The organism is Pseudoclavibacter sp. RFBB5, assembly GCF_002931555.1.
Taxonomy (GTDB): Bacteria; Actinomycetota; Actinomycetes; order Actinomycetales; family Microbacteriaceae; genus Pseudoclavibacter.
The window spans coordinates 179617-191919 of record NZ_PSTZ01000010.1 but is presented as its reverse complement, the minus strand read 5'-3'; the positions used below and the strand labels follow the sequence as shown (position 1 = coordinate 191919).

The window sequence follows — 12303 nt, the reverse complement described above, 5'->3', positions numbered from 1 at the left end:
GCCCGACCGGCTGATTCGCCTCCACCGATCGGTGGAGGCGCGGGCCCGCCAACTTCGGTGACCGAACCCACGACGGCGCCCGCGCATACTGGAGGTATGGCCTCGACCGACCTCGACGAGCTTCGCCGCCTCCGACGCGCGCGCGACTTCATCGACCGCGAGTACGCGCGGCCGCTCGACGTTCCGGCCATGGCGAAGGCGGCGCACATGTCGACGGCCCACTTCAGCCGCCGTTTCCGGGAGGCCTACGGCGAGACCCCGTATGCGCACCTCATGACGAGGCGCATCGAGCGGGCGAAGGCGCTGCTGCGCCGAGGCGATGTGAGCGTGACGGATGCGTGCACTGCGGTCGGCGCGACGAGCCTCGGTTCGTTCAGCAGTCGCTTCACGGAGATCGTGGGGGAGTCACCGAGCGCCTACCGAGCGCGCGATCACCGCGAGAGCGTCGTCATCCCGAGCTGCACCTCGCAGGTCTGGGGTCGGCCGAGGCGCGTCCATGAGCGCGCCGAGAAGGAGGGGAGACTGGCTGCCGTACCGGTCGTCGAGGCTTCGAGCAGTTTCCGAGAAGTGAATGTCGGTTGCCGGTCCTAGCATCGGGAGCATGACACTCTCACTCAGCCATGTGCACGTGTTCGCCGATGACCCGGATGCGGCGCTCGCGTTCTATCGAGACGCCCTCGGCCTCGAGGTGCGCAGCGAGGTTCCGAACGAGGGCTTCCGCTGGATCACCCTGTCGACGCAGGAGCAGCCCGAGCTCGAGATCGTGCTCTCCCATCCCAAGGCGGGTCGCTCCGAGCAAGACGGCGAGATGCTCTCCGCGATGCTCGCGAAGGGCGAGCTGCCCGGACTCCTCTTCCGCACGAGCGACCTCGACGCGCTCTTCGAGAAGGTGCAGACGGCGGGCGGGGTCGAGGTGCTGCAGGAGCCGACCGACCAGTTCTGGGGCGTGCGCGACGCCGCATTCCGCGACCCCTCGGGCAACCTCGTGCGGGTCAGCCAGGCCTAGCGGGAACGCCTAGCACGGTCTCGCGGTGACAGGCTGTCGATCGCTCGGCTGTCTCCCCGGTTCGAGGCAGAAGATCGCGCCATGACTACAGTCGCTGACACGATCGTCGATATCCTCCACGATGCCGGAGTCGAGCGGGTCTACGGGCTTCCCGGTGACTCGCTCAACGGGTTCACCGACGCCATCCGCCGGAACGGACGCGTCGCCTGGTCGCATGTGCGGCACGAGGAAGCCGCGGCCTTCGCGGCTTCGGCAGACGCCGCGCTGACCGGGGACCTGGCCGTCTGCGCTGGCAGCTGCGGGCCGGGCAACCTGCATCTCATCAACGGCCTCTACGACGCGAACCGCAGCCGCGTGCCCGTGCTCGCGATCGCCGCCCACATCCCTTCCGCCGAGATCGGCAGCGGCTACTTCCAGGAGACGCACCCGCAGGAGCTCTTCCGCGAGAGCAGCGTCTACTGCGAGATGGTCAGCGTACCCGAGCAGCTGCCACGGGTGCTCGAGATCGCCATGCGCGCCGCTGTCGAGAAGCAGGGCGTGGCCGTGGTCGTGATCCCGGGGGAGATCTTCCTGAAGGAGAGCGCCGGGCGGCGCAAGTCCGCACCGATCCTCCCCACCAGGTCAGTGGTGCGCCCGACGGACGAGGACCTCGCGAGGGCCGCGGACATCCTCAACTCGGCAAGGAAGGTCACCATTCTCGGCGGCGCCGGCACGCAGGGATCGCACGCGCAGCTGCTGGCAGCGGCCGAGGCGCTGCAAGCCCCGATCGTCCACGCGCTCCGCGGCAAGGAGTTCATCGAGTACGACAACCCCTATGACGTCGGCATGACGGGGCTCCTCGGCTTCTCGTCCGGCTACCGCGCCATCGAGGACTGCGACGCGCTCCTCATGCTCGGCACCGACTTCCCCTACCAGCAGTTCTTCCCATCGAAGGCGAAGATCATCCAGGTCGACATCCGCGGCGAGCAGCTCGGCAAGCGCACGCCGCTCGACCTGGGACTGGTCGGCGACGTCGGGGACACCCTCGACGCGCTGCTCCCGCTCCTCGCGGGAAACAAGAGCAGCAAGCACCTCGAGTCGTCCGTCAAGCACTACCGCAAGGCGCGCAAGGAACTCGACTCGCTCGCCGACAACGACCACGGGCGCACGCCCATCCACCCGCAGTACGTGGCCCGACTCGTCAGCGAGCTCGCGACGCAAGACGCCGTGTTCATCCCGGATGTTGGCTCACCCGTCGTCTGGGCCGCCCGCTACCTCGAGATGAACGGGCAGCGGAGGCTCATCGGCTCGTTCAGCCACGGCACGATGGCCAACGCCGTGCCGCAGGCCATCGGTGCGCAGTCAGCGTTCCCCGATCGCCAGGTGGTGGCGCTCGCGGGTGACGGCGGACTCGCGATGCTCCTCGGTGAGCTGCTCACGCTCAGGCAGAGCAAGCTCCCCGTGAAGATCGTCGTCTTCAACAACTCCTCCCTCAACTTCGTCGAGGTCGAGATGAAGGCCGCCGGCTTCGTCAACTACGGCACCGACCTCGAGAACCCGAACTTCGCAGACGTCGCGAAGGCGGTCGGCATCCACGGGCAGCGGGTCGAGAACCCGAACGACCTCGAGGGTGCCCTCCGGGAGGCGTTCGCGCACGACGGACCGGCGCTCATCGATGTGGTGACGGCGAGGCAGGAGCTGTCGATTCCCCCGACCATCTCAGCGGAGCAGGTCAAGGGATTCACGCTGTACGCCCTGCGCACCGTCCTGTCCGGGCGCGGTGACGAGCTCGTCGACCTCGCAGACACGAACCTGCTTCGCCGCATCTTCGACTGAGTCGCAGCTCTCTCGGTGAGTACCGCCCGCGCCAAGGCGACTGCCTGACGCGGGCGGTACTCTCGCAGGCATGACGCAACCGCCCATCACACCACCGCCGGGCCAGAACGGCGGTCAGGACCGACGCCGGGATCGGCCGCGCGGAGGTGGACCCGTGCCACCCGCGCAGGGTGCCGGTCAGCAGACCCCGTGGGGCGTGCCGTCGGCTGGCGTGCCGCAGGGGCACCCTCGAGTGCCTGGACAGTTCTCCGCACCACCGCGCGTTGCCGGACCGGGGCAAGGGCAGTTCCCCGCGCCGGGCCAGGCGCCCGCGCCGGGCCAGGCGCCCGCGCCGGGCCAGCATCCCGCGCCGGGCCAGTACCCCGCGCCGGCCCAGCACCCCGCGCACGGGCAGCACCCCGCGAACGCCTCCGTCCCTGGGCCGGGCAATCTCCCGTCGCAGGCTCCGATGCCACGTCCTGTGCAGGGCCCGGGGCAGCCGGGTGCCGGTTTCCCAGGGCAGCCCCCGTTCGTGCAGGGTCCTCCCGCGAATCTTCCCGCCGGTGTCCCGCCGCCCCGGTTCGCGCCGCAGCAGCAGACTGCCGCGCAGCCCAGGCGCCGCGAGCTGGGGGAGGACCCGGAACTGCAGAAGCAGCGCAAGCGCCCGGTCGGTCTCCTCGTCGGCATCGGCATCAGCGGTGTCGCGATCGTCGCCCTCGTGGTCGGCCTCTTCATGGCGTTCACCTCGCCGAACGACCCCACCATCCCCGTCGGGGGCGCTGACCCGCAGGCTCCGACGTCAACGCCCGTCCCGACGAGCACGCTCATGCCCGCCGCGCCCCAGGACGCGGTCGCCGGGTACATCCCGATCACGACGGACGTCGTGTTCCCGAACGGCATCACGGTGGTGAACCCACCTGTCGGCGGCTGGGAGCAGGACGTCTCCGAGCGCCAGCCCAACCTGTACATCCTGAGCGACCCGCAGTCCGGCGCGTACTTCTCGGTGGCGCAGGAGAACCTGCACAAGAGCGAGTACCGCGACGAGGACATGACGCGGTCGGAGCTGAACTCGGCCTCGCTGCAGTTCACGGCGAAGCCCGAGCCGATCGGTGATCCCGTGCCGCTGGTGCTCAAGGGGCAGGGCGGGTACGAGCTGGAGCTGCTCGCGCAGCGCCTGCGCTGGTCGGACGGGTCCGAGGGGATGATGGCGACCCGCTACATGCCGTCGACCGGTACGAAGATCACCATCTTGGCGAATGCGTGGGGCGGCGAGCTCGACGACCCCAACTCGCGTATCTCGCAGAAGGTCGCCGAGATCAGCTTCACGACGCCGTAGTCACGCCTGCTCGCGGGCCCTGCGCGCCCGCGGACCGAGAACCGAGAACCGCGAGAAGAGGCCAGTTCCGCCCCGTCCTGAGCGCCAGGATGAGGTGAAACTGGCCTCTTCAGCGAAGCGTATGCGCGGCGAGCGGATGCGTGCCGAGCCGCCGCGTGCCTAGAGCTCGACGCCGGCGAAGAGCTTCTGCAGGCGCCGCACGCCTTCCAGCAGCGCGTCGTCGCCGAGCGCGTAGCTGAGGCGCAGGTAGCCGGACGGCCCGAACGCCTCACCTGGCACGACGGCGACCTCGGCGACGTCGAGGATGAGGTCGGCGAGGTCCAGCGACGAGGTGATCTGTCGCCCCTCGATCTCCGTGCCGATGAGCTGCTGCACGTCGGCGTAGACGTAGAAGGCGCCCTCGGGCGTCGGGACGCGGAAGCCGTTGACCTTGCTGAGCTCTTCGACCATCGTCTTGCGGCGGCGGTCGAAGGCGAGGCGCATCTCCTCGACGGGCTCGGTCGGCCCCGTCAGGGCTGCGATGGCCGCGCGCTGGGCGATGTTGTTGACGTTGCTCGACAGGTGCGACTGCAGGTTGCCCGCGCCCTTGATGGCGTCGGCGGGGCCGACCATCCAACCGACGCGCCAGCCGGTCATCGCGAACGACTTGGCGACGCCGTTGACGAGGATGGTGCGGTCGGCGACAGCAGGGGCCGCTTCGACGATGGAGACGGCTCGGACGCCGTCGTAGGTGAGGTTCTGGTAGATCTCGTCGGCGATGACCCAGATGCTGTGCTCGGCAGCCCATTCGCCGATGGCCCGCGTCTCCTCTTCGGAGTAGACGGCACCGGTCGGGTTGGACGGCGAGACGAACAGCATCGCCTTCGTGGCGGGCGTGCGCGCGGCCTCGAGCTGGTCGACGGTGACCTTGTACTCCTGGTCGGCTCCGGCGAAGACGGGAACGGTCGTGCCGCCAGCGAGCTGGATGACCTCGGGGTAGGTGGTCCAGTAGGGGGCGGGGAGGAGGACCTCGTCGCCGGCGCCGACGACCGTGTTGATGGCCTGGTAGACGGCCTGCTTGCCACCGTTCGTGACGATGACCTGCGAGGCGGGGACATCCCAGCCGGAGTCGCGCTTGGTCTTCTCGGCGATGGCCTCGCGGAGCTCCGGCAGGCCGGCTGCGGGCGTATAGCGGTGGTTCTTGGGGTCGCTGACGGCGACGAGCGCAGCCTCGACGACGTGCTGCGGCGTGGGGAAGTCGGGCTCGCCCGCTGCATAGCTGATGACGGGTCGGCCGGCGGCCTTGAGGCCCTTGGCCTTCGCGTCGACCTTGAGGGTGGCGGATTCGGCGATCGCGGCGATGCGAGGAGAGAGACGTGAGTCGGAAACCATGGCCTTGAGTCTAGGTCCGGAGGCACGTCGCCGTCCGCGAGTTGCACCCGCGTTGGACTTCCGGCGCGCACCTGTCGTATGCTTTCCTGGTTGCCGAAAGCGACATACTGAACCGCGCCTGAAACCGTTCCCTATGGAGCGGCTGCAGACGGTATCAGGGTGAACGGATGCACGCATCCGGTGTTCACGCAAAGGGCGGTGGCTCAATTGGTAGAGCAGCGGTCTCCAAAACCGCAGGTTGCAGGTTCGAGTCCTGTCCGCCCTGCATTTCGGTGCTGAACGCACCCACTACGGGGCCCACCATCGAAGGTCTCAACCATCGAAAGGGAGAGCGCGTGAGTCCAAGCAAGTCCGACGAAGCGACCGACGTCGCCGAGTCAAAGCGAGGCTCCGAGCCCAAGCGCGGCCTTGTCGGCCGCATCGCTCTCTTCTTCCGCCAGGTCATGGGCGAGCTCAAGAAGGTCGTCACACCGACCCGCGCCGAGCTCTTCAAGTTCACGGGTGTCGTGCTCGTCTTCGTCATCTTCATGATGTTGCTCGTCACGGTGCTCGACCTGCTCTTCGGGTGGGGCGCATCGTGGGTGTTCGGTCAGGGCAGCTCGCTCTTCCCGAGTGAGCCGGCGGCGACGCCCGTTCCGACGGAATAGTCGCACCGCTCCGGCTCCCGAGCCTCCACCGAAAAGGGCGAGCAGCCCCGCACCACACAATCGAGATGAGGAATCGTGTCAGACCCGAACGTCGCCGACCCGAACGGTCTTTACGAGACCGCGCTGGAGCAGGACTCCGAAGTCGCAGAGGCCCAGGAGGGTGACCGCGACATCGACGCAGAGTTCGAAGAGGCCCACGAGATCGAAGAGTCCGACGAAGTCGTGACCGAGGAAGACCTCGACGACGGAGAAGGCGCCGATGTCGTCGACCCAGAGGTCGACGCGATCGTCAACGATGTCCTCGAGATCGACACGAGCGAGGAAGAGGCGGCTGCGGCCGCCGCGACCGAAGATGAAGAGGTCGAGGCTCGCGAGGAAGACCCTGACGTCGACCCGTACGAGACCTTCAAGCGCGAACTGCGCCTCAAGCCAGGCAAGTGGTACGTCATCCACACGTACGCCGGCTTCGAGCGTCGCGTCAAGCAGAACCTGCACCAGCGCACCGAGTCCATGAACATGAGCGACTTCATCTACCAGGTGGAAGTTCCCATGGAAGACGTGGTCGAGATCAAGAACGGCCAGCGCAAGATGGTCACGCGCGTCCGCATCCCCGGCTACGTGCTCGTGCGCCTCATGCTCAACGAGGACAGCTGGTCCGTCGTGCGCCACACCCCGGGTGTCACCGGCTTCGTGGGCAACGCCCACAACCCGACCCCGTTGCGCTTCAACGAGGCATTTGAGATGCTGAAGAGTCTTGTCGAGATCGCAGAAGCACCCGCGAAGGCGAACGCTTCAGGTCAGGGTGGCGTGCAGAAGCGCCAGCCGATCGCAGAGATCGACTTCGAGATCGGCGAGACCATCACGATCAAGGAGGGCTCCTTCGAGGGGCTCACCGGCTCGATCAGCGAGATCAAGCCGGAGAGCGGCAAGCTCACCGTGCTCGTGTCGCTCTTCGAGCGCGAGACCCCCGTCGAGCTCAGCTTCGACCAGGTCACCAAGCTCTAGCACTCGCTCCACCAAGCGACTGCCCCTAAACCACCGGAGTCCGGAACCGCCGGGCCACCGGGAGAGCACCGCGCGTCTGCGCGGAGTTCGAATCGAAAGAAGGAAAAGACATGGCACCCAAGAAGAAGGTCTCGGGTCTGATCAAGCTTCAGATCCAGGCTGGCGCCGCTAACCCGGCTCCTCCTATCGGCCCCGCGCTCGGTCAGCACGGCGTCAACATCATGGAGTTCTGCAAGGCCTACAACGCGGCTACCGAGTCGCAGCGTGGCAACGTGATCCCCGTTGAGATCACCGTGTACGAAGACCGTTCGTTCACCTTCATCCTGAAGACCCCTCCTGCTGCCGAGCTGATCAAGAAGGCTGCCGGCGTCAAGAAGGGCTCCCCGACGCCTCACACGGCCAAGGTCGGCAAGCTCACCGCCGCCCAGGTCCGCGAGATCGCGGAGGCGAAGCAGTCCGACCTGAACGCGAACGACCTCGACATGGCGTCGCGCATCATCGCCGGCACGGCTCGCTCCATGGGAATCACGGTCGAGGGCTAAGGCCTTCCCGCTCCCAACACCACACGTCGCGCCTCGGGCGCGGCATTGAACATCGCGGGAGAGCCGGCCAGGCTCGCAACCGCAACTCTTGAAGGAGAACAACATGGCTAAGTCCAAGGCATACCGTGCCGCGGCAGAGAAGATCGGCGAGGACAAGTTCTACGGTCTCGCCGAGGCCGTCGAGCTCGCACGCGAGACCGGCTCGTCCAAGTTCAACAGCACCGTCGAGGTCGCTCTTCGCCTGGGTGTAGACCCGCGCAAGGCTGACCAGATGGTTCGTGGCACCGTCAGCCTGCCCAACGGCACCGGCAAGACGGCCAAGGTCATCGTCTTCGCGACGGGTGACAAGGCTGAGGCGGCTATCGCTGCTGGCGCCGACGAGGTCGGCGGCGACGAGCTCATCGCTCGCGTTGCAGACGGCTGGACCGACTTCGACTCCGCAGTCGCCACCCCTGACCTCATGGGCAAGGTCGGACGCCTCGGAAAGGTCCTCGGACCCCGTGGCCTCATGCCGAACCCGAAGACCGGAACGGTCACGACCGACCCGGCGAAGGCTGTCACCGAGATCAAGGGCGGAAAGATCGAGTTCCGCGTCGACAAGCACTCCAACGTGCACTTCATCGTCGGCAAGTCGGCGTTCACGTCGGAGCAGCTCGGAGAGAACCTCCGCGCAGCCCTCGACGAGGTCGTCCGCCTCAAGCCGTCGAGCTCGAAGGGTCGCTACATCCAGAAGGCTGTCGTCTCGACGACCTTCGGCCCCGGCATCCCGCTGGACGTCAACGCGATCTAGTCTGTCGCGAGCTGCAGAGCTCAGGCGGATGCGCGCATCCGCCAGCACGAACGGCCCAGTCCTCGGACTGGGCCGTTCGTGCGTTCCCGGCGAGCGCATCCGCCGGGCCTCGCCGCCCCGACTACGCGGGTGTGTGCACGCGCGTCGAGACGCTGTCGCGTGCTGCGCTGAGGATCGCGGTGACGGTTGCCGACAGCACCGACCGGTCTCGGCCGGCGACCCAATGCGTGCCCGAGGGGTCCCGGTACTCGAGGAGCGTCAGCGCTTCACTGCTGCTGCCCAACCCGAGTGCTGTCTGGTGGAGCGAGAGGATGTCGACGGTGACACCCGCGCTTGCGAGCAGCTTCGTGACGGCCTCTGCTGGACCGATGCCGTCGAAGGTGCCGCTGTGCTCGGTGCCGTCGATGCCAACGCGGATGCTCGTGCGTGAGGTCCCCGCGCGGGTCTCGACGCTGAGCTGGAGCAGTTCCACGTCAGGAGACGAGCCGCGCAGGTAGCTGCGCTCGAAGAGCTCGAGCAGCTGCGCGGCCCCCACCTCTTCGCCGTTCGCGTCGGTGTGCTCCTGAACGCGTCGAGCGAAGTCGATCTGGAGGCGCCGGGGGAGTTCGATGCCGTAGTCGGTTTCGAGCAGGTAGGCGATACCGCCCTTGCCCGACTGCGAGTTGACGCGGATGACGGCGTCGTAGCTGCGGCCGATGTCCGCCGGGTCGATGGGCAGGTAGGGGACCCGCCACTCGACATCACGTTCCGGACGCCCCTCGTGCGCGGCGCGGGAGCGCTGCTCGGCGAACCCCTTCCTGATGGCGTCCTGATGCGTGCCGCTGAAGGCAGTGTGGACGAGGTCTCCCACGTAGGGGTGCCTCGCGTGGACCTCGAGGCGGTTGCTGTCTTCGACGGTGCGGCGTATCTCGTCGATGTCGGAGAAGTCGATCATGGGGTCGATGCCCTGCGCGTGCAGGTTCAGCGCGAGGACTGCGATGTCGACGTTGCCCGTGCGCTCGCCGTTGCCGAAGATGCACCCTTCCACGCGCTGCGCGCCCGCGAGCACCGCCAGTTCTGCGCAGGCGACTCCCGTCCCTCGATCGTTGTGGGGATGCACGGAGAGGATCACGGAGTCGCGTCGCGCCAGGTGCTTGTGCATGTATTCGATCTGGTCCGCGTAGATGTTCGGGGTCGCGACCTCGACGGTGGCGGGGAGGTTCAGGATGACCGGCCGCTCGGGGGTCGCCATCCAGAGTTCCGTGACGGCATTGCAGATGTCGAGGGCGTAGTCGGGCTCAGTGAGGTTGAACACCTCAGGTGAGAACTCGAATCGCACGTTCGGCAGGTGGCCGGCGAGCTCGAGGACGTCGCTCGCACCAGCGAGGATCAGCTCCCTGAGCTGCTGCTTGCTCTTCCCGAGGACCACGTCGCGCCAGGCGGGAGCTGTCGCCGTGTAGAGGTGGATGACAACCGGGTTCCTGATCCCCTGGATGGCGGCGACTGTTCGTTCGATCAGGTCACGGCGCGCGGGCGTGAACACGACGATCGTGACGTCCTCTGGTGCGAGTTCGGTGGTCGCGATGAGGCGCACGAAGTCGTAGTCGGTCTGGGAGGCGGAGGGGTAGCCGACTTCGATCTCCTTGTATCCCATGCGGATCATGAGCTCGAAGAACCGGCGCTTTCGGTCGGGATCCATGGGCTCCGAGAGCGCTTGGTTTCCGTCTCGCAGGTCGACGGGAACCCAGAGGGGCGCGGTCGTGAGTCGATTCGCGGGCCAGTCCCGTTCGGTGAGCGGCACGTCCACTCGGGAGTGCACGTCGAGGTAGCGGTGGGAGGGCATCTGCGAGTGCCGCTGGCGGTTCCAGTGCGGTGCCTGGTCTGGAACGGGGCCGGCGGGTGTGGAGATTCTGGATTCGGTGCTGTGCATGTTCTTGTCCTTGGTGGTCGCGTGGGGGGTGACGACCGGCGCGCGCTTCGGCTCCACGACGGGGAGCCGGTCAGGCTAGGACCCGTCGTGGCGGCGAAGGAGAAGGAGCGATGCGGGGAGCATGTGCCAGAACCTATCACAACTCCTCAGACAAGTAGAGGAGTATGCGACGTGGGGGATGATGGGTGCATGAGCGCACTTCGCCGTGAACCACTTGCCGAGCAGGCTGCCCAGCTGCTCCTCGAGCGAATCCGCGGTGGCGAGTGGGAACTGGGGCAGAAGCTGCCGGGCGAGACGACCCTCGCGCCCCAACTCGGGGTCGGTCGGTCGACGATCCGCGAGGCCATCCGCCAGCTTGCGGGGAGCGGCGTGCTGGCCACCAGGCAGGGGGCTGGGGTGTTCGTCACCGCTCTCGACGCGGCTGAGCCCCTGGATTCGATCGTGATGCGTGCGGACATCGAGAGGGTGATCGAGGCCCGCATCGCAATCGAAGTGGAAGCCTCAGGGCTCGCGGCCGAACGGCGCACGACCGCGGAGCTTCAGGCGATGGTCCGCGCCGCCAAGGTCCGTATCGCGCAGCGCACGAGTATCGAAGCGCATGTCGACGCGGACATCGCGCTACACCGCAGCATCGTCATCGCGGCTCACAATGAGATCCTCACGGAGCTCTTCGACGGCTTCGCGCCCCGCAGCAGGGGGGCGATGATCGGCATGCTGCGCCTTCGCGGCGAGTTCGGCAGCGATGCCGACCACGACGTCCACCTCCGCATCCTGGATGCGATCGAGGCGCAGGACGCTCCGACGGCCGCCGCCCTCACTCGGGACCACCTGCTCGATCTCAAAGCGAGGACGGGCTAGCCGCGTCGGGGATGCCGCGGACTACGCGTCGATGTCGAGGACGACCTTGCCGCGCACGTGGCCGTCGGCGATGAGCTCCTGCGCGGCGCCGGCCTCGGCGAGGGGGAAGACACGGTCGACGTGCGTCTGCAGGGCCCCTTGTTCGAAGAGCTGCGTGATGGTCTGCAGGATGCGCCCCTCGGGCGAGAGCTTGAGCGTGGAGGCGACGATGCCCCGGTTCTCGGCGGCGGCCTCGTCGAAGAGGTCCGGGTAGCTGCCGGTCGGCACGTTGATGAGCGTGCCGCCGTCGCGGAGGACGCGAAGGGACCGACTGCCGGTCTGATCCTTGACGTTGCCGATGAGGTCGATGACGACGTCGACGGGCTCGCTGATGACCTCCTCGAAGCGCTCGTTGCGGTAGTCGATGACCTGGTCGGCTCCGAGCTCGCGCAGCCACTCGTGGTTGCGCTCGGAGGCCGTGGTGATGACGTGCGCGCCGTAGTACTTCGCGAGCTGCACTGCGAAATGGCCGACCCCGCCGGCGCCAGCGTGGATGAGGACGCGCTGTCCCGTGTAGACGCCGCCTGCTTCGACGACGGCGGCCCAGGCGGTGAGCACGGCGAGCGGAACGCCGCCGGCCTCGATGAAGGACAGGTTCTTTGGCTTCTTCGCGAGGCTCATGAAGGGGACCGAGACGTATTCGGCGTACGCGCCCGAGTATCGGGGGAAGAGGAGCATCCCGTACACCTCGTCGCCGGGCTGGAAGGGGGCGAGCTCGTAGGAAGCTCGCACCACGACGCCCGAGAACTCACCGCCGAGGGTCGACGGGAAGCTGGTGATCGCCTTCGCCGCCCCGGCACCCGAGCGGGTCTTGCCGTCGATGGGGTTCACCCCCGCCGCCCTGACGCGCACGAGCGTGTCCGAGTTGAGGGTGAGCGGCACGGCGGTCTCGCCGAGCTGCATCATCTCTGGCCCGCCGATGCCCGTGAGGAGGGCGGCGCGCATGGTGTCGGAGGTCGGTTGGAGATCTGCGGCGTCAGTCATAGCTGCCATTCTCGCGCGGACG

The 12303-nt window shown here is 67.5% G+C and carries 12 protein-coding genes and 1 tRNA gene; 10 read left to right on the top strand and 3 right to left on the bottom strand.

Annotated features, from left to right (window positions below):
• The first annotated feature begins 96 nt into the window (after positions 1-96).
• The 4 genes from C5B97_RS15615 to C5B97_RS18335 all read left to right on the top strand — a co-directional run bounded on the left by C5B97_RS15615 (position 97) and on the right by C5B97_RS18335 (position 4136).
• Positions 97-591: a helix-turn-helix domain-containing protein gene (locus C5B97_RS15615; protein ID WP_104312905.1), complete on the top strand. Its 495-nt coding sequence runs from the start codon at positions 97-99 to the stop codon at positions 589-591.
• Positions 592-601: 10 nt separating this feature from the next.
• The gene (locus tag C5B97_RS15610; protein WP_104312904.1) at positions 602-1006 is read left to right on the top strand and encodes a VOC family protein; all 405 of its coding nucleotides are present in this window, start codon (positions 602-604) and stop codon (positions 1004-1006) included.
• 81 nt (positions 1007-1087) lie between these two features.
• Entirely contained in the window at positions 1088-2821 is a 1734-nt protein-coding gene (poxB, locus tag C5B97_RS15605; RefSeq protein WP_104312903.1) for a ubiquinone-dependent pyruvate dehydrogenase, read from the top strand.
• Positions 2822-2891: 70 nt separating this feature from the next.
• Positions 2892-4136, top strand: a complete 1245-nt coding sequence (locus C5B97_RS18335) for a hypothetical protein (RefSeq protein WP_181027042.1) — start codon at positions 2892-2894, stop codon at positions 4134-4136.
• A gap of 159 nt (positions 4137-4295) precedes the next feature.
• Here C5B97_RS18335 and C5B97_RS15590 read toward each other — a convergent pair whose 3' ends face one another.
• Complete coding sequence (locus C5B97_RS15590) at positions 4296-5507, bottom strand: pyridoxal phosphate-dependent aminotransferase (protein WP_181027041.1); 1212 nt, start codon at positions 5505-5507, stop codon at positions 4296-4298.
• 192 nt (positions 5508-5699) lie between these two features.
• Between C5B97_RS15590 and C5B97_RS15585 the strand changes: the two genes are divergently transcribed.
• The 5 genes from C5B97_RS15585 to rplA all read left to right on the top strand — a co-directional run bounded on the left by C5B97_RS15585 (position 5700) and on the right by rplA (position 8491).
• Positions 5700-5772: transfer RNA gene (locus C5B97_RS15585), tRNA-Trp, on the top strand.
• Positions 5773-5842: 70 nt separating this feature from the next.
• Positions 5843-6154 (top strand): preprotein translocase subunit SecE, encoded by a 312-nt coding sequence (gene secE / locus C5B97_RS15580; protein ID WP_104252138.1) that lies wholly within the window; start codon positions 5843-5845, stop codon positions 6152-6154.
• A gap of 75 nt (positions 6155-6229) precedes the next feature.
• On the top strand, positions 6230-7159 hold the full coding sequence (gene nusG / locus C5B97_RS15575; protein ID WP_104312899.1) for a transcription termination/antitermination protein NusG: 930 nt from the start codon (positions 6230-6232) through the stop codon (positions 7157-7159).
• Positions 7160-7269: 110 nt separating this feature from the next.
• Positions 7270-7701 (top strand): 50S ribosomal protein L11, encoded by a 432-nt coding sequence (gene rplK / locus C5B97_RS15570; RefSeq protein ID WP_104252140.1) that lies wholly within the window; start codon positions 7270-7272, stop codon positions 7699-7701.
• Between the two features lie 103 nt (positions 7702-7804).
• On the top strand, positions 7805-8491 hold the full coding sequence (rplA, locus tag C5B97_RS15565) for a 50S ribosomal protein L1 (protein WP_068482355.1): 687 nt from the start codon (positions 7805-7807) through the stop codon (positions 8489-8491).
• 121 nt (positions 8492-8612) lie between these two features.
• On the opposite strand, the gene C5B97_RS15560 is transcribed toward rplA, so the two are convergent.
• On the bottom strand, positions 8613-10313 hold the full coding sequence (locus tag C5B97_RS15560; RefSeq protein ID WP_308471456.1) for a 2-isopropylmalate synthase: 1701 nt from the start codon (positions 10311-10313) through the stop codon (positions 8613-8615).
• A gap of 276 nt (positions 10314-10589) precedes the next feature.
• Between C5B97_RS15560 and C5B97_RS15555 the strand changes: the two genes are divergently transcribed.
• Positions 10590-11258, top strand: a complete 669-nt coding sequence (locus C5B97_RS15555; RefSeq protein WP_104312898.1) for a FadR/GntR family transcriptional regulator — start codon at positions 10590-10592, stop codon at positions 11256-11258.
• A 21-nt stretch (positions 11259-11279) separates the two neighbouring features.
• Here the strand turns inward: C5B97_RS15555 and C5B97_RS15550 are convergent, their stop codons facing one another.
• The gene (locus C5B97_RS15550) at positions 11280-12281 is read right to left on the bottom strand and encodes an NADP-dependent oxidoreductase (protein ID WP_258068308.1); all 1002 of its coding nucleotides are present in this window, start codon (positions 12279-12281) and stop codon (positions 11280-11282) included.
• Positions 12282-12303: the final 22 nt, after the last annotated feature.